The sequence below is a fragment of the Klebsiella sp. S69 genome, from assembly GCF_016516145.1.
Classification (GTDB): Bacteria; Pseudomonadota; Gammaproteobacteria; order Enterobacterales; family Enterobacteriaceae; genus Klebsiella; species Klebsiella oxytoca.
On record NZ_JACVUU010000010.1, the window covers coordinates 1 to 17,331 of the forward strand.

Consider the following 17,331-nt stretch of genomic DNA (forward strand, 5'->3'; position numbering starts at 1 on the left):
TTAGCAACGACCATACTGGTCTTTAATACGGATAATGTCGTCTTCGCCCAGGTAGGAGCCGGACTGGATCTCCAGCACTTCCAGCGGGATACGTCCCGGGTTCTCGAGGCAGTGCTCGGCACCAATGGGAATAAAGGTCGACTGATTTTCAGTCAGCAGGAACTGCTTGCCGTTGACCGTTATCTGCCCCGTCCCGGCGAGGATCACCCAGTGCTCGGCGCGGTGGTGGTGCATCTGCATGGAGAACGCCCCGCCCGGCTTGACGGTGATACGGTTAACGTTGAAGCGCGGCGTCTGGACCACCACATCGCTGCGGCCCCACGGACGGTAGATTTCGCGGTGTCGTTTGTATTCGCTGCGCTGGTTGGCCTTCAGGTACTCCACGACCTTTTTCACGTCCTGGGCGCGGTTTTTATTCATCACCAGCACCGCATCCTTGGTGCTGACGATCACCAGGTCCTCAACGCCGATAGCCGCCACCAGCTTTTCGTCGCTGTTGATGTAGCAGTTCTGGCTGTTGTGCACCCAGGCATCGCCGGTCAGCACGTTGCCCAGCTCATCTTTCGGGCTGACGTCCCACAGGGCTGACCAGGAGCCGACGTCGCTCCAGTCTGCGTCCAGCCCCACCACCACCGCATCGGCGGTCTTTTCCATCACCGCATAGTCAACGGATTCGTCGGGACAGGTGCTGAACACCTCATGCGGGATGCTGATAAAGTCGCTGCCGCTGTCGGCGGCGCGGACCGCAGCCGTGCAGACTTCGAGAATATCCGGGCGGAATTTTGCCAGTTCGGAGAGATACTTTTTCGCCCGGAACATGAACATGCCGCTGTTCCAGTAATATTCTCCGGAGGCCAGATAGGCCTGCGCACGCTCCAGGTCCGGCTTCTCGACAAAGCGGGCGACCTGATAAGGCGTGTGCTCCCCTTCCCCCAGCGCATCACCGCGCTGGATATAGCCGTAGCCGGTTTCGGGGGTGTTCGGAACGATACCGAAGGTGACCAGATGGTCAGCCTGCGCATACTGCTCCGCGACGCGAATGGCGTCGTGGAAGACCTGCTGATTATTGATGATGTGGTCCGCTGCCAGGACAAGCATCAGCGGGTCATCGCCATTCTGCGTGGCCTGCAGCGCCGCGAGGGCGATGGCCGGTGCCGTGTTGCGGCCCACCGGCTCAAGGATGATATTTTTTGACAGTTTACCGAGCTGTCTCAGCTGTTCAGCCACCAGGAAGCGGTGCTCTTCATTGCAGATAACCATAGGCTCATGGGTATCCAGACCGGAGAGGCGCGAGATGGTTTCCTGCAACATGGAGTTCTGCCCGTACAGTCGGAGAAACTGTTTTGGATAGAGTTCACGGGACATCGGCCACAGGCGGCTACCGGTGCCACCCGCCATAATCACAGGAAGTAACATGATAAAATCCTTAATAAAATGAAATATTAAATATGACGTTATGGAAGTAATGACTTCTTCTTTTGCAAATTTTGACAAAATTGCAAAAGAAGAAAGATTAAAAAAATTTCGGATGGAATATAAATCTTATATTTTCTAATAAAAACTGAAATTAGATTCCGTGTTACCCCATTAAAAAACAACCTGGCTATTGCCAGGCTGTTTTATCACGAATTAATCAAGCCATTCAGTATGGAATACACCTTCTTTATCGGTACGCTTATATGTGTGCGCGCCGAAATAGTCACGCTGCGCCTGAATCAGGTTTGCGGGCAGAACAGCGGAACGATAGCTATCGTAGTAGGCAATAGCCGCAGAGAAGGTTGGAACCGGAATACCATTCTGCACTGCATATGCAACCACATCGCGCAGCGCTTGTTGATAATCATCGGCGATCTGCTTGAAGTAAGGCGCCAACAGCAGGTTGGCAATACCCGCATTCTGCTCATAGGCATCAGTGATCTTTTGCAGGAACTGAGCACGGATGATGCAGCCTGCACGGAAGATTTTTGCAATCTCGCCGTAGTTCAGCTCCCAGTGGTATTCATCAGACGCAGCACGGAGCTGGGAGAAACCTTGAGCGTAAGAGACGATTTTGCCCAGATAGAGAGCGCGACGAACTTCCTCAATGAACTCTTCTTTATCACCAGCAGTCTTCGCTTGCGGCCCGGTAAGAACCTTAGATGCAGCAACACGCTGGTCTTTCAGGGAGGAGATATAGCGAGCAAAGACTGACTCAGTGATAAGCGATAGCGGTTCGCCCAGATCCAGAGAACTCTGGCTGGTCCATTTACCGGTACCTTTGTTTGCTGCTTCATCAAGGATCACGTCAACCAGGTATTTACCCTCTTCATCCTTTTTGGTGAAGATGTCTTTGGTGATGTCAATCAGATAGCTGCTCAGCTCGCCTTCATTCCACTCAGTGAAAGTTTGCGCAAGCTCTTCATTAGAAAGCGCCAGGCCACCTTTCAGTAAAGCGTAGGCTTCAGCGATCAGCTGCATATCGCCGTATTCAATACCGTTGTGAACCATTTTGACATAATGACCAGCACCATCCGCACCGATATAGGTTACGCACGGCTCACCGTCTTCTGCAACTGCGGCAATCTGCTTGAGAATTGGCGCAACCAGTTCATAAGCTTCTTTCTGACCACCAGGCATGATAGAAGGACCTTTAAGCGCGCCCTCTTCACCGCCGGACACACCGGTGCCAATGAAGTTAAAGCCTTCTGCAGAAAGTTCGCGATTACGACGAATAGTATCCTGGAAGAAGGTGTTACCACCATCAATGATGATGTCACCCTTATCCAGGTAAGGCTTCAGAGAGTCGATGGCACTGTCAGTGCCTGCACCCGCCTTCACCATTAACAGGATACGGCGCGGAGTCTCGAGTGATTCAACAAACTCTTGCACAGTATAATGTGGGACCAGTTTCTTGCCTGGATTCTCAGCAATCACTTCTTCGGTCTTTTCACGGGAGCGGTTGAAAACGGAGACGGTATAACCACGGCTCTCGATGTTGAGCGCAAGGTTACGCCCCATCACTGCCATACCGACAACCCCGATCTGTTGCTTGGACATTACATACTCCTGTCAGGTGTGGTCACTGCGACTGTTCGCAGCTTAAATGTGATGAATATGTTAGCGCAAAATGATTGAAGAGCATAGGTTGAAATTGTGTTACTCATTAATAGGGATAACATAATGAACAATTGTAAGGTTTCAACAATTATATATCGTAACGTTTGACTTTATACAATGAATCCAATTCTTTTTAAGAAGTATTTAGCGACTTTATAAATAAAAACGTTATACTTAGCTATAAATACTAACGAATCAGTGTTTTCTTTAAGAACTTTGGCAAGTGACTCATTAGTGGATTGGCTTAAAGTGATATTAGATTGCTTTAATATTGAAAAAATATGTACAATATTCTGTCTAATTCTTACATTAAGATATTTTTCACATAACCCGGTTGAATTATTTTTTAGTTCCACCAAAGTATTTATACTCTCAAGATAACCTATGATATTTTTCTCTGAACGAGAAGTTTGCATTATAGAGCCTGCTCGCACTCGTCGCTTGAAATACTTCTTATTAGTTATAACTGTTAAGGAAGCCTTAAGAAATAAACGGGGAGTAAATTCCTCATCCTCGTGAATAATTCTTTTAAAGAATAAATTATTATCGCTGTGAAGGCTTTTTTTGAAAATGTAAAGCCAAGCATTAGGAAAAAAAGTTCCATTTTGAGATAGTTTTACAAAAGCATTACAACCAGTATCATATACGCCTTCGATTGTACGTTTATACACAGGCAGTTTATCTTTTTGAATGTTTGCATCTGATGTACTTTCATCAGAAAATGATTCAGCAGAAAATGCAAATACATCGATGCATGGATTTTCTTTATAGATTTTAATGAAATCGCTTATTAGATCCGGCATTAATAAATCATCTGAATCGAAATAATAGATAAACTCGCCGGATGCCAACATTGTGCCTTCATTACGTGCTTGTCCCAACCCCTGATTAATTGTATGAATAATTTTTACAAAAGGGATTTGGCCATAATTAGCGTCAATGATATCGCCAGAACCATCAGTAGAGCCGTCATCAACGATAATAACTTCAAAGGGTTTAACCTTTTGATTTATAACAGAGTCAATTGCTTGTAAAACATAATCCTTTACATTGTATACGGGGATGATGACCGAAACAGTGGGAATATTGATGCTGTTCATACTTTAACTAACTCGCAATTAGGAACGGTATGCGTCCAAGCATCGTAATATGTAGAGTTTTTCCCATAGGAATTATCGAGAAGTTTAGTTGGCATATCAAGAAGGCAACATAAAATATGGCCATGCATCCTTGAAGTAACGACAATCTTATGAGAAAGGAAGTATTCATTGACACGTTTTACAAGCTGATCAGTATAATTCCCCCAGAGCTGGGACGTAGGGATAATGTATCTTCCAGCGATATTATTTATGCGTTCAGCTTTGACAAGAGCTCTCATTATAAAACGATCCTTATTCGAGCAAATATCTTCCCAATCCTCATACATAGAAGATTCAGGAGCATCACTAAGGCCTGATAGATCGGTTTTCTCAATATCTTTGCGTAACATCCATAGCGTATCGCGAGTAACTTGAGTCTTATTTTGCCTAGGGAAAATTTGCCATAATGAGTGAGCCATGTCTGGACACATAATAACATTATCGCAAAACTTCTCTTTAAGCAATTTTTCGCTGTTAAGATCACGACAAAAGATAGTCAAATTTTTATGTTCACGTATTATTTTTGCTGAATCGTTCAAAGCTTGCTGATCTTTAAAATGTACCGTCTGAGGCAGGTAAACGATTTTATTATTTGGAAACGCCTTGACTACTTCTTCACGTAAAATTTGATGTTTTGGATATAAATCCCCAAAATTTCCACCTCCATGCAGAAGTATAATAACATCTTCTGGTAGGCTCCTTAAAGACTGGACGTATTTTAAACTACCTTTATCAGTACGTCTAGCCAATACTTGATATTTCTTTTCCCGAAAAAACTGTTCAGTACCTTTATAAATTAACAAATCTCCGACATTGAGATGTAATGGGATATCTAAATAAATAACACGACTCCCTGATGGAACAACTTTCTCTATAACGTCTAATTTCTTCTTCAAAGCAATCATAGGATGCATATTATTTACGCTCTAATAAATTTTCTAATTTTAGGGTTTTTAACAATATAACACTTCATTTCGGAAACAAATTGATTATTGCTGAAAATCAATGTCATACTAAATGTCACTATACCAACGATAATTTGTATAACTAATGTTATTAGCGGAGAACCGGATAAACTAAATAATCCTGCCAACCATGCAGTTAGCATAGTAGGCAACGTCATTTTTAAGGGAAGAAGTATACTCATGATGTATTCACGATAACTACTTCCTAAAACCGGCTTAATAAGTATAAAATAACTTAAGCAGGTGTTTATCACTTGCACCAATAAAAAACCTAACGCGGCACCAGTTCCCCCTCCAAATTTTGCGCCTAACCAAATCATAGGAATAAAAAGAAAGAATTTAAATACGTTAAATTTAAAACTAACATCAACTCGAGCTTTTGCCATCAGCAAAGCACCAATAGGATTTCCAATAGAGCGTAAAAGCCCAACGACACATAAAACTTGTAAAATGGGTGTAATGAATATCCATTTTTCACCGAATAGAGTAAGGACAAAATTATTGGAAACAACTAACAATCCCAACAATGCCGGAAAGTTAATCAAACCGACAAATGACAAAAGTTTATAAAAATTAGTTTTTAATTTTTCATTATCATTTTGTATTTTTGAAAATGCTGGAAAAAGAACTCTTGTCAGTATTGGATTAAGGCGAGACGGTGGAACTACAGCTACATTGCTAGCAAGATTATATCCCCCTGCAATTATAGCTCCCAGAGAACGCGATAGAACGATAGTAGCAATATTTGAATTAAGTTGATTAATCAACGCATCTGCTGTTAAAAAAGCACCAAATTTTAGATTAGATGATATCCCTTGTAATTTAAAGCTGAAGGATGGCTTGTATATTTTTCTACCAACAATAGAAAACATAAGAGTACGAGATAATGACATACAGAGGTATCCCCATATCGCCGTTATCGCGAATGGGTATACATAAGCTGAAGTTAAAGTCACAGTAAAACCAATGATCAAAGACAAAGTTTCTATGATCCCCACTTTCGTAAAATCAAGCTCCTTTTGCATAAGCGCTCTAAACTGCTGTCCATGCGGAATGATTAAAAATGCAAAAGCAAGTGTTTGAATCAATTCTTTGACATCAGGTTGATTAAATAGCAAAGAGATCTGTCTACTAAATAAGAAAACGACAGCAAATACAAAAATACCTAATGAGACGTTTATCCAATATAAGGTTGTTAACTCTGAATTCGATATTTCTTTTTTCTGTATTATTGAATTAGATATTCCGAAATCAGAAATTGTATCTGCAACCATAATAATCAGCAATGATATAGTGAGTATACCAAATTGGTGTGGCGCAAGAATATGGGATAACAAAGTTATTTGGAGAAATGATATAGCGATACTTGCAATTGTCGTAATAGCAGACCATTTTGCGCCTCTAACAGTCTTCTCTTTTAAGCTCATAAATATTTAACTCAATGATAGGAATCGTTTTAAGAAGTGAAAGAAATTTACCCCAAGTACTGAAAGAAAAATGAGAAAATATGTAGTCTGAAGTAATTTTAAAAAAATATTTAGCAAGTTTATTATTTTTATAATCTTGAATTCATTCAATTTTAACCCAGCCTACTTGTGGACTTTTATAGATATATTGAGTTATCCCTTCATCAGTGGAAATTTCAGTGGTCATGCCCCGCTGATAAACATCATTTGAAGGCTGCGACCATGAAACCAATTTTTCAATGTAACAATTTCTTGTGGTAAATAAAGGTCTACCTATATAACTAAAACTGCCAATCGAAACGTTTTCAAAATAAACGCGTGAATTACTCTTTAAATTGACCTCTCTAATATTACCACCTCTGATACTTAAAGGAGTGATATCAACACCAGATACCAGACCTTTGAAAGTACAGTCTGAGAAAATGACTGGGTTAGATAGATTTAAATGATCATAGTTTGCAGTAGGCGAATCGCTGATCTCGGCTGATTTGGCAAATGTGCAATTTGCAAAAAAAATATTGGTCATCTTTTCCCCTAATAATACAGAGGAAATATTGCAACCATTCAATAAAATATTTTCAGCATCTTTCGCTAAAGATAAATTTTTAATGTTGCCACCAATAATTCTTATATTTGATTTAGCCAAAAAAGATTTTTTAACTTTAAAATTACTAAAACTAGAATCTCTAACTCCTTTACCAGAGAAAAATTGATATACAGCAAAATTTTCAAATGCTGAATTACGACCGAAATTAGATACAACATGACTGGTGTTAAATTGACCATCTCTCATCGAGGATTGATCAAGATTTATTACTACAGAACTAAAAACCTGACTCGTGGCAACTTTATCGGAAACATTGTCATATATCATCTGATTAATTGTTGAGTTTCCAATTTGAATAGAGACATTTACATACTTTAAACCTGAGATTAAGGGCTTCGTGCCATCATCGTCTGTCTGAATTAAGGTTCTCTCGGCGTGGATAGTATTAATAACTGAACGTATACACTTAATTTCTAAACATTTATGGTAGGCCCTTTCGCTCTGTATCCTTCCAATAAATAAACAATTCGAAGTATCACCACCCGGCTCTATCCGTAGTTGAAAATTCTTAACATTTCCACAACGTTCAGCCGAAATACTTTGGATTGTTGAGTCCCAAGTCGCAGAAATATGAATTCCAGTACCGTTAAAATTAATTGCTCTAATGCTATCTATAGTCAAAAAGTTACCCTTAATGAATACACCATTAAGGGTAGCATCACGGCTTTCGGAGATAATTAATAATACTCCAACTATAGAGGTATATATCGCTCGGCCATTTTTGACATTACTGCCTGGTACACCAATATATACAACATAACCGTTTTCGTCTTTAAATGAATTAGGATTTACTATTAATCGTCCTGTCCAGTCAACAATAATCTGTTTAATATTTGTAAAATCTAGTGCACGAGTAATCCTCCATGGCCCACCTCTCAAATCAACAGCTTTATTATTTTGTTCCGCAAATTTAATTACCCTCAAAATAATTTCTGTGTGATCTATATCAGCATTATTTGACACTGCGCCAAAATCAATCGGCGATACAGAAACACGGTTAGCTAGATAAGTTTTACTATTTGTTAAATCTTTTTCATTTGAGAGAGTTGCGCCGTTATCTATTTTAGCACTCGATGTGCCAGGCATCAAAAAAGATAAAGTACCTAGCGGGGCTATAAAGTTAAAAAGTTGTCGTCTTGATATGCCCATTTTCCCCTCTCGATATTAATCGATAAAATCATTTTCTTTACCAGCTTAACTACTCTTCTTAAAAGCATAATACAACCCTAAATACAACCAAGGATAAATCATATAAAGCTGAGCACCGAAAATAAAAGGCACACAAAAAAGCAGAAGGAAATATATTCCTATTTTGTCCAACTTAAAATATTTTCTTATTGCAAAAATAAATATCAATAAACCGATTACACCATTTTCTACTAATAAATTAAAAAAGCCTCCCAATCCAGTTAGATCCCATCCTGTCACGACAGGAAAAGAGCCACGATAATTCACATTATTACGAACTAAGGAATATGCACCTAATCCCACACCTAAAAATGGATTATCCTGTAAAATTCTTGGACCAATATCCGTGGCAGCAATCCTACCCATTACTAATGATGAATCATTTTCTCTGCCCTTAATTTCTTCATCAATGTTCTGTATATCTTGATAATAATTGTTAGCAATCTTATAAGTGGCACCAACCCCAATTAAAACTACTATTAAAATCGTCATAAAAAAACGAAATATATTCTTGGGATTCAAAAAGCCACTTAAAAATCTATTATTTTGGAAAAGTATAAAAAATAAAAAAACAAAGAAAGCAACAAAGCCAGCTTTAGACTGCGTTAATAATATTGCAATAAGAAAGAAAGTTGTAATTATTTTTCTTTTATAAAATGTTAGTTCGAGAAAAATCAAAGTTGCTATGTAAAGCCCATATGGGCCACCTTCGACGTAAAACCCTCTCAATCTAAAAGTACTACCATACGATACCAGTGAAGTTTTCAAGACAATATCAATGGCATAAAGAAGAAGTATAATGATCGTGAGAAATACATTATAAGTGAGAAACTTTTTAACAATATAATCAAAGTCTAATCTTTTATTTTTTATCAAATTGAACGGTATTAACGCTACTATTAAGCATAATATAAGTTCTACGTAACGCACCAGAGAAATACTATACTTGCTTTTCAAGGTAGAGAAGTACTCATAATGAATTGAACTAATCATACCTTTGAATATTGATAGCAAAAGAAGAATAGTAAATGCAAGTAAAAACCATAGCATTTTTTTCTCAACACGCCTTATAAAGAATGGAAAAAAAATTATTGCCAGAAGCTCCCAAAACTTCACAGGGCCGATCGTAATGTCTGTTAATTGACAAGAAAGTGCGATAATGAATATAAGTAATTTTACGGATGTATAGTTTCTAGTGTTAATGGTTTCGTATTCAATAGCTTTTATTGCCTCATTCATAATACTATCTCTATATAAAGCATAAATTATTTATTTCTGGAATCTTCAAATAACTTGTATTTTTCAGAGATATAAGCTGAGATTTCGTTTTGGAATCTTGGCACAGAAAATTTTTCAGCATTCAATCTACATTCCATATATGAGATTCTATCTTGATTAAGTTCAAATTTGTTTACAGCATCAATAATAGATGAGATTTCTTGTCTCTCAAAAAGTATCCCTGTTACATTACTTTTGACCGTTTCAAGTGCCCCACCTTTACCAAAGGCAATAACTGGAGTTCCACAGGCTTGAGCCTCTACAGGGGTAATGCCAAAATCTTCTTCAGCAGCGAAAACAAAAGCTTTCGCTTGCCTCATATGTTCTTGCATTACTGAATTAGGCTGATATCCTAAAATTTCAATATTTTTTGTAGCTTTAGACTTGATTTTATCCATTTCAGAACCATCACCAATAACAACTAGCTTTTTATCAGGCATATGGCTAAAGGCTTCGACTATAAGATCCATTCGCTTATAGGGAACCATTCTGGAGGCTGTAAAATAATAATCATCTTTGCACTCACATAATGAAAAGCGCTCCACATCAACAGGAGGATATATTACATCAGCTTCCCGTCCATAAACTTTTTTTATTCTTCGCGCAATAAATTTGGAGTTTGCAATAAAATGATCAACTCCATTGGAAGTACGATGATCCCATATCCTAATTTTATGCAATAGCCATTTTGCTAATAATCCTTTAACTCCAGAATCCATTCCAGCCTCTTTCAAATACTGATGTTGTAAATCCCAAGCATATCGTATAGGAGAATGAACATAGCTAATATGGAGTTGATCAGGCCCCGTCAAAACTCCTTTGGATACAGCATGACTGCTGGACAAAACTATGTCATGTTTGGAAACATCAAGTTGTTCAATTGCTAATGGCATTAACGGTAGATATTTTTGATATTTTTTCTTAGCAAAAGGCATATTCTGTATAAACGTTGTGGTTGCCCTTTTACCATTAAATAATTGTCGATCGCTTTCTGATAAATAATCAACTACTGAATATAAGCTAGCGTTAGGATATAATTCTATAAACTCTTTTATTACTTTCTCTGAGCCCGCATAAGTCACAAGCCAATCCGCGACAATTCCAACATTTAAATCCTTGCTCATGAATAACCTCAATACATTGATAATGAAGGGTCGCTTCATATCATTTTAACCAGAAATATACATCATAAGTATAATAAAACATACATCAATTACGACATGTGAGTCTAATATTGCCATTATATGTTTTACAACTAGTAAAGAATACTATGATTAAGTATATGTTTTTTTAATCATTTAATACTTCGGAGATGATTATCAACTTTTCGTGCAACTTCTTCCCACGTAAACTTTCTTGCCTGCATTAATCCTTTATTTACAAGTTGCTGCCGACAATTATTATCTAAAATAATCTGATTTATAGCATCCGCAATTTCATTTATATTTTCTGGGTCAACCAATAACGCAGCATCACCTGCCACCTCACCCAAAGAAGTTGTCCTTGACGTTACCACTGGGATACCACTTGCCATGGCTTCTATCACTGGTAATCCAAACCCTTCATAAAAAGAAACAAATACTAAAGCTGCTGCTCCTCTGTATAAAAGCGGTAGTTCATCATCCTTTAAATACCCAGTGAAATGGACGGATTCCGTCAAGCCATGATGTTCTATAAAATCTGAAATAGTTTCATTTGGAGATCCAGTAAACACCAGTTTATATTCATTATATAACCCGGACTTCTTGAACGCTAAAATAGTATTATATTCATTTTTATGTGTTTTCCGATTACTCACGCACAGCAAGTATTTAAACCCGAAATTTTTCTTCTCACCTTCCGGTGTAAAGCATTCAGCAACACCGTTACCAACGTTGATTATTTTTGATGGATCTTGCCCTGACCACTGTACTATTCTTGATTTAGAGAATTCTGAAACAGTAAAAATGAATTTCGATTTTGAACAACCGCGCTTAATGATGAAATTATAAAAAGCTTTTTTAAAAAAACTTGAGTTATCTTGGCGATCTAAATGGTTTAAATCATGTATAGTAAATACGTATGGTTCTAATGAAAAAAGAGGTGGTAAAAATCCTGGGAAGAAAACAACACTGTTTTTTTTCTTTATTAACCTAAGCGCTGTTTTTATAGGATCAAAAGGTGAATAAGGCTTGCCAGAAAAACCAGGCGTCTCATAACGATTAATTCTATTGATTTCCTTTGCAAAAGTCCCTATTCCACCAGTCCCTTCCCATCTCATATCCATTAATATTCTACGCATTTATCCTCCATCTTTAAAAATATACTTATTGTTCTTTTAATACCTTACTATAAAGGCTTAAATATTCATCAGTTATTTTGCTTTTATCAAATGGATTTGATACTTCATGAATGGTACCTTTAAATAATAAATTAATACTTTCTGCATTAAAATCTCTGATATCTTTAACCCATGGGAATTTTTCGGATATCTCTTTAATTCCGCCTGTTAAATTGGCGAACACTGGAATCCCACTAACAGCGGCTTCTGCAACAACACGACCGAAAGGTTCGTTCCATTTTGTAGGAAGGAGAAGCACATCCACTTCAGAAAAAAGTTCATCAATAGGTATAAATCCTTTTAACACAATGCCACAATTAATTGCATCCTTCCTCAAAACATCAGAATTACTAGTGGATGCAAAATCGCCTGCTGCAATAAAGTTAAAATTATTTTTATACTTGACTGCATACTCAATAAAGACATCAAATCCTTTTTCGGTTGTTAATCTGCCCAAAAAGCCAATAGTTAGCTTATTGCAAGCTTTTTTTCTAATATTTACTTTTTCTATTGGATTATATATATGTGTATGCGTTGCTTTACCCGCAAAACCATTTTCCTTATGTAAATCACTAATGTATTTACTGATGCCAACCATTGCATCTATTTTTTGGCTCTTCTTCTTTTTATACCATGAGTATGACTTAACGAAGCTATTATTTATGTCCATATTCGCTCCATTTTTAAAAAGTGTAGAGTTAGGATGGAATAAGTAATAATCACGCGTTGTATGGATCAATGGAGATTTAATATCTTCAGCTATATCCCAGATACCAACTGAAAAGCCAGCAAGGTTATTTGTATGTATAATATCTGGGTTGTCATTTGAAATTTCTTTTTGAACCATTTCAACGATAGGATTTTTTAAATAATCTCTTACATGCCAAATCGCTTTTTTTATCTTAGTATGATTTGTTTTATCAAACGGCCAATAAATGTTACGGAGAGGGAAGGATACCACCTCTACTCCGTTATGATTGAAACGTTCTATTTCCTTTTTATTATTTAAAGTTATTACCTTAACTGTAATGCCTCTGGCGACTAAACCTTCTGCAAGTAACTGCACAGAAACTTCCGCCCCACCAAACTTATAAGGATAATATAACGAGTTGACGATAATTATTTTCATGGTAGCACCCCTTAAAACATTAATATGCGCCATCTTTTTTTATAACCACACCAATTGTTTTAAAGAGAATTGCAATATCGTTCCACATTGACCAATTCTTTACATACCAAGCATCCAGATAGACCCTTGTTTCATAATCAACGTCACTTCTACCACTAACTTGCCACAATCCTGTCATACCCGGTTTGCTTAATAAATAATAATCGACCTCTTCATTATATCTTTCCAATTCAGCTGTAATTATAGGACGAGGCCCAACTAAACTCATTTCTCCTTTGAGAACATTAAATAATTGAGGTAATTCATCTAAACTTGTTTTTCGCAAAAAATGACCTATTTTTGTAATACGAGGATCATTCTTCAATTTAAATGTTTCATCCCATTCTGCTTTTGCATCAGGATTATTAGCCAACAATTCTTCTAAAACCTCCTTAGAGTTTGTGACCATAGAGCGAAACTTCAGACATTTAAATGGCTTACCATCTTTACCAATTCTTTCATGTCCATAAATTGCCGCCCCTCCGTCTTGCTTAACTTTTTTACTAATATACAGCAGAAGTGGTGATATTATTATTATAATTAGCGTTGCACCAATAACATCAAAAAGCCGTTTGATTATTCGTGAAGACCATTTAGCTAAGTTTTGCTGTACTCGGAAAATCATTACTTCGTGGCTAAAAATGAATGACATATCAGTGCTATCTAATGGCATTCCTCGTAAGGTTGGTATTACTGAAACATATCGATACCCTTTAATCATGAAGTTGCGTAACCACGCATTTCTGATATCACTTTGTGCTGATTCAACAGCAACTATAAACTGCGTTTTTTTATCAATTGTACTTAGCCAATTTTGATCATTAATAATAACTGGCACACCATCAATATTACTCTCCAGTGTGTCATGCGCTTCTGTAGAGATAAACCCTACAATTTCAAGCCCAAGATTACCTTCACTATTTATTGCTTTGTACGCTTCTTTTGCATTAGAACCACTACCTATAATCCATGTTGGCCTTCGCCATAATCCAAAGAAATTTAAAATATGCTTAGTAATCATACGTGAAACTGGTACTAGTATGATTATTAACAACCAAGTCAGTATCCACAAATAACGTGATATTGACCAAGTTGTAAATGCTACAACTGCAATTTCAATCACAGCAAATATTACTAAAGTTCTTAATATTTCCTTAAGCTCAAACCAAAATGTTTTTCGATAAAAATAATGTCGTAACCTAATTGAATACCAACCAACGCAACAGATAGCGAGTAGCCAATGTAAAACTGTCCACTCTTCAATTTGTGCAGAGCTATATAAATCAACGCTCTGATTTGTTGTTAAAATAGCTAATGCTATATAAAGCGATATTGTAAAACTTAACAAATCTGAAAAGGCAAGAGCGGCGCTGACGATAAAGTTTCTCGCAAGAAGTGTCATACCTTCCTCTCTGTTCGAAGAATCATACTTTAAACCTATAATGTTTAAGCCAATAAATATTTTATTGGCTTAATTTTCTATGATTTAGTCTTTTTTGTCAGAATATGAATAGCCATAATGGTTATATCCATATCCATAATAACTACTGGCTTTCTTCACAACACCATTCAAAATACATCCTTTGACATGTATTCCACTTTGCTCAAATCGTTTCATACTAACTTCTATTTCTTTTGCTGTATTTAATTCGAAACGAGCGACCAAAAGTGTTGTCCCGACATAACCTCCAATAATTGCAGCATCAGTAACCGCTAAAATTGGTGGTGTATCAACAATAACCAAATCATAATTTTTCGCGGCCCAACTCAGCAACTCCTGAAAACGATGATGCATTAATAATTCTGCGGGGTTTGGCGGCACCATTCCTCTAGATATATAGTCGAATCCAATGGCTGGTATTTTTTTGACTACCTGGGTGATTTGTGACATACCAGATAAATACTCAGACAAACCATTTTCATTATTCGTCGAAAATAATTTATGGGTATAACCTTTCCTCATATCTGCATCAATAAATAATACAGTTTTATCAGCCTGAGAAATAATCTTCGCAAGATTAGAACTTACGAAAGTTTTACCTGCGTTGGGACTTGCACCTGATATCATCAGAATATTATTCTGTGCTTCAAGCATTGCAAAATGCAAACTTGTTCTTAATCCTCTAATAGCCTCAATTGCTAAATCAGCAGGATTTTCAATAGCAAGAAGTCCCTGAATTTTTTCCTGCTTTTTCCCGCGCCAATCTTTTTTCTGGCTTATGTTTTTCGTGAATGTTTCAGAGACAGGTATACTAGCATATACATTTATGCCTAACTCCTCGAGCTGTTCTGGTGATTCAATCCCACGCCGTAAAAACACCCTAAACATCACAATAATCGCAGAAATAAATATCCCTACAATGATACCGATTAGGACCACCAAAGCTTTCTTCGGCTTAATTGGATCTGGTTGGCTTACTGCACTATCTATAATCCGTACATTACCTATTGCGCTCGATTTCGAGATACTTAGTTCTTGCTGTCGGTTGAGTAGTTGCATATATACAGCTCGACCTGAATCTACATCTCTACTTAAACGTAAAACCTCCTGCTGAGTTTCAGGCATTGAGGTAACTCTTTTATTAAGTTTTACCTTTTCATCCTGTAAAACTTTTCGTTTTTCCATCAATGCTTTATAAGTTGGATGCTCTTTAGTATATAACTGCGATACCTCAGATTCCCTGAATGTTAATTCGTTTAACTGGTTATCAACATTTACAATCTGATCAAGTACAGATTTTGCTTCTAAGGATAGATCAACTGAATCATTTTGTCTTCTATAAGCATTTAACTTATCCTCTGCTATGTCTAAATCATTACGTACTTGAGGTAGTTGCTGATTAAGAAAATCTAAACTCTTTGCATCTTGGGCTGCTTGCCTGGATATATTCTGCGCTAAGTAATTATTACTAATGCTATCAATGATAGCAGTAATTTTATCTGGATTCTCGCCAACAAATGATACTGTTAGCATGCCAGTATTTTTACCCTCTTCAAGTACCTCCAATGATTCTTGTAGATCTGTGATCGCTTGCAAGCGACTTACATAAGATACAATAAACTTGGTACCCGGTTGGGCCTTGAAATCATCAATTTTAAGAGATAATCCTTTTCCTTCAACCAGTTCACCTTTTTTACCTTTTATTTCATAGCCATCACCAATAACCGTGTAATTATCTTTATCATTAATTACGACTTCTATCTTAGGTATTTTTTTGCTATCAGAAAACAAATATAATCTTGAAATTGAGAGGGAACCTTCACTTTCTCCGGTTAATCTTGCCCAGCCACGACCAAAAACAGGAAAGTAATCCTGTTTGATCCTGGCCTGCAAGTTTAAATCGTCTACGGTTTTTCCCAATATCATCCTTGACTGGAGAAGAGTGATTTCTGGTTGTGATTGTGGTTGAGTATTAGGCAGAACTTGACTAAGACTGTTTAGAATGGCATTGCCTTGCCTTTGCTCTACCTGTATTAATGCATCAGCTTGATAAACTGGAGTGGCAAATAGGGCATAGATAAGTGCAACAAGAGTAAATAAAGATGTAATTGCAATAATCAACTTTCGATGATCAATCAACTCACCTATAAGCCGACCAATATCAATTTCATCATTATCTTTTTCTGTTTTTTTATACGAAGTTAGTGACATGACTTATTCCTAATAATTATACAACTAGTTTCTTAGCCCATAATTGCCCAGCTTGTTCAATCAATTGATATACCAAAGCGAATGCTTCTTCGCTTTTACGGTATGGGTCTGGTATTTCCTTCTGATCAATCCAATGACCGAATAACATAGTCTTACCTCTTGCCTCTGGAGCAATCTTACCTATTTGTTCAATATGCGATTTTTCCATAACGAGGATAAGATCATATTTCCTTGCTAATGAAGATGTAAATTGCTGACCTTTATGGCCTTCAAGGGATAAATCATGCATTCTAGCTATTTCAATAGCACTCGCATCAGCCTCATGACCTACTAACGCGCCAGTGCCTGCTGAATCAATTTTTTTCGAAGGTAAATACTTCCTTAATAATCGTTCCCCTATCGGAGAACGACAAATATTCCCAGTGCAAACAACAAGAATTGAATTGAACATA

13 protein-coding genes are annotated in these 17,331 nt (G+C 37.3%); all 13 read right to left on the reverse strand.

The features are described from left to right. Complete coding sequence (locus tag IAE27_RS11360) at positions 1 to 1,416, reverse strand: mannose-1-phosphate guanylyltransferase/mannose-6-phosphate isomerase (protein WP_024274448.1); 1,416 nt, start codon at positions 1,414 to 1,416, stop codon at positions 1 to 3. 213 nt (positions 1,417 to 1,629) lie between these two features. Further along, positions 1,630 to 3,036 (reverse strand): NADP-dependent phosphogluconate dehydrogenase, encoded by a 1,407-nt coding sequence (gene gndA / locus IAE27_RS11365; protein WP_200092420.1) that lies wholly within the window; start codon positions 3,034 to 3,036, stop codon positions 1,630 to 1,632. 170 nt (positions 3,037 to 3,206) lie between these two features. Then, positions 3,207 to 4,196: a glycosyltransferase family 2 protein gene (locus tag IAE27_RS11370; protein WP_115239407.1), complete on the reverse strand. Its 990-nt coding sequence runs from the start codon at positions 4,194 to 4,196 to the stop codon at positions 3,207 to 3,209. Further along, positions 4,193 to 5,140, reverse strand: a complete 948-nt coding sequence (locus IAE27_RS11375; RefSeq protein ID WP_115239406.1) for a polysaccharide pyruvyl transferase family protein — start codon at positions 5,138 to 5,140, stop codon at positions 4,193 to 4,195. Before IAE27_RS11375 ends, IAE27_RS11370 begins: the two co-directional genes overlap by 4 nt. Before the next feature lie 14 nt (positions 5,141 to 5,154). Continuing rightward, complete coding sequence (locus IAE27_RS11380; RefSeq protein WP_200092422.1) at positions 5,155 to 6,627, reverse strand: MOP flippase family protein; 1,473 nt, start codon at positions 6,625 to 6,627, stop codon at positions 5,155 to 5,157. A gap of 142 nt (positions 6,628 to 6,769) precedes the next feature. Continuing rightward, positions 6,770 to 8,422: a hypothetical protein gene (locus tag IAE27_RS11385; RefSeq protein ID WP_200092424.1), complete on the reverse strand. Its 1,653-nt coding sequence runs from the start codon at positions 8,420 to 8,422 to the stop codon at positions 6,770 to 6,772. A 45-nt stretch (positions 8,423 to 8,467) separates the two neighbouring features. Next, positions 8,468 to 9,700 (reverse strand): O-antigen ligase family protein, encoded by a 1,233-nt coding sequence (locus IAE27_RS11390; protein ID WP_200092427.1) that lies wholly within the window; start codon positions 9,698 to 9,700, stop codon positions 8,468 to 8,470. A 26-nt stretch (positions 9,701 to 9,726) separates the two neighbouring features. Next, on the reverse strand, positions 9,727 to 10,863 hold the full coding sequence (locus IAE27_RS11395; protein ID WP_023321286.1) for a glycosyltransferase family 4 protein: 1,137 nt from the start codon (positions 10,861 to 10,863) through the stop codon (positions 9,727 to 9,729). Between the two features lie 170 nt (positions 10,864 to 11,033). Then, complete coding sequence (locus IAE27_RS11400; RefSeq protein ID WP_070556073.1) at positions 11,034 to 12,020, reverse strand: glycosyltransferase family 4 protein; 987 nt, start codon at positions 12,018 to 12,020, stop codon at positions 11,034 to 11,036. Between the two features lie 25 nt (positions 12,021 to 12,045). Next, positions 12,046 to 13,188: a glycosyltransferase family 4 protein gene (locus tag IAE27_RS11405; RefSeq protein ID WP_070556072.1), complete on the reverse strand. Its 1,143-nt coding sequence runs from the start codon at positions 13,186 to 13,188 to the stop codon at positions 12,046 to 12,048. 19 nt (positions 13,189 to 13,207) lie between these two features. Continuing rightward, complete coding sequence (gene wbaP / locus IAE27_RS11410; RefSeq protein ID WP_023321289.1) at positions 13,208 to 14,629, reverse strand: undecaprenyl-phosphate galactose phosphotransferase WbaP; 1,422 nt, start codon at positions 14,627 to 14,629, stop codon at positions 13,208 to 13,210. A gap of 84 nt (positions 14,630 to 14,713) precedes the next feature. After that, positions 14,714 to 16,879 (reverse strand): polysaccharide biosynthesis tyrosine autokinase, encoded by a 2,166-nt coding sequence (locus IAE27_RS11415; protein ID WP_023321290.1) that lies wholly within the window; start codon positions 16,877 to 16,879, stop codon positions 14,714 to 14,716. A 16-nt stretch (positions 16,880 to 16,895) separates the two neighbouring features. Continuing rightward, the gene (locus IAE27_RS11420; protein ID WP_004200407.1) at positions 16,896 to 17,330 is read right to left on the reverse strand and encodes a protein-tyrosine-phosphatase; all 435 of its coding nucleotides are present in this window, start codon (positions 17,328 to 17,330) and stop codon (positions 16,896 to 16,898) included. Between the last annotated feature and the right edge of the window lies 1 nt (position 17,331).

Excerpts from the sequence above, each read along its gene's own strand:
- IAE27_RS11360 (WP_024274448.1), bottom strand. The coding sequence starts at position 1,416 with ATGTTACTTCCTGTGATTATGGCGGGTGGCACCGGTAGCCGCCTGTGG.
- gndA (WP_200092420.1), bottom strand. The coding sequence starts at position 3,036 with ATGTCCAAGCAACAGATCGGGGTTGTCGGTATGGCAGTGATGGGGCGT.
- IAE27_RS11370 (WP_115239407.1), bottom strand. The coding sequence starts at position 4,196 with ATGAACAGCATCAATATTCCCACTGTTTCGGTCATCATCCCCGTATAC.
- IAE27_RS11375 (WP_115239406.1), bottom strand. The coding sequence starts at position 5,140 with ATGATTGCTTTGAAGAAGAAATTAGACGTTATAGAGAAAGTTGTTCCA.
- IAE27_RS11380 (WP_200092422.1), bottom strand. The coding sequence starts at position 6,627 with ATGAGCTTAAAAGAGAAGACTGTTAGAGGCGCAAAATGGTCTGCTATT.
- IAE27_RS11385 (WP_200092424.1), bottom strand. The coding sequence starts at position 8,422 with ATGGGCATATCAAGACGACAACTTTTTAACTTTATAGCCCCGCTAGGT.
- IAE27_RS11390 (WP_200092427.1), bottom strand. The coding sequence starts at position 9,700 with ATGAATGAGGCAATAAAAGCTATTGAATACGAAACCATTAACACTAGA.
- IAE27_RS11395 (WP_023321286.1), bottom strand. The coding sequence starts at position 10,863 with ATGAGCAAGGATTTAAATGTTGGAATTGTCGCGGATTGGCTTGTGACT.
- IAE27_RS11400 (WP_070556073.1), bottom strand. The coding sequence starts at position 12,020 with ATGCGTAGAATATTAATGGATATGAGATGGGAAGGGACTGGTGGAATA.
- IAE27_RS11405 (WP_070556072.1), bottom strand. The coding sequence starts at position 13,188 with ATGAAAATAATTATCGTCAACTCGTTATATTATCCTTATAAGTTTGGT.
- wbaP (WP_023321289.1), bottom strand. The coding sequence starts at position 14,629 with ATGACACTTCTTGCGAGAAACTTTATCGTCAGCGCCGCTCTTGCCTTT.
- IAE27_RS11415 (WP_023321290.1), bottom strand. The coding sequence starts at position 16,879 with ATGTCACTAACTTCGTATAAAAAAACAGAAAAAGATAATGATGAAATT.
- IAE27_RS11420 (WP_004200407.1), bottom strand. The coding sequence starts at position 17,330 with ATGTTCAATTCAATTCTTGTTGTTTGCACTGGGAATATTTGTCGTTCT.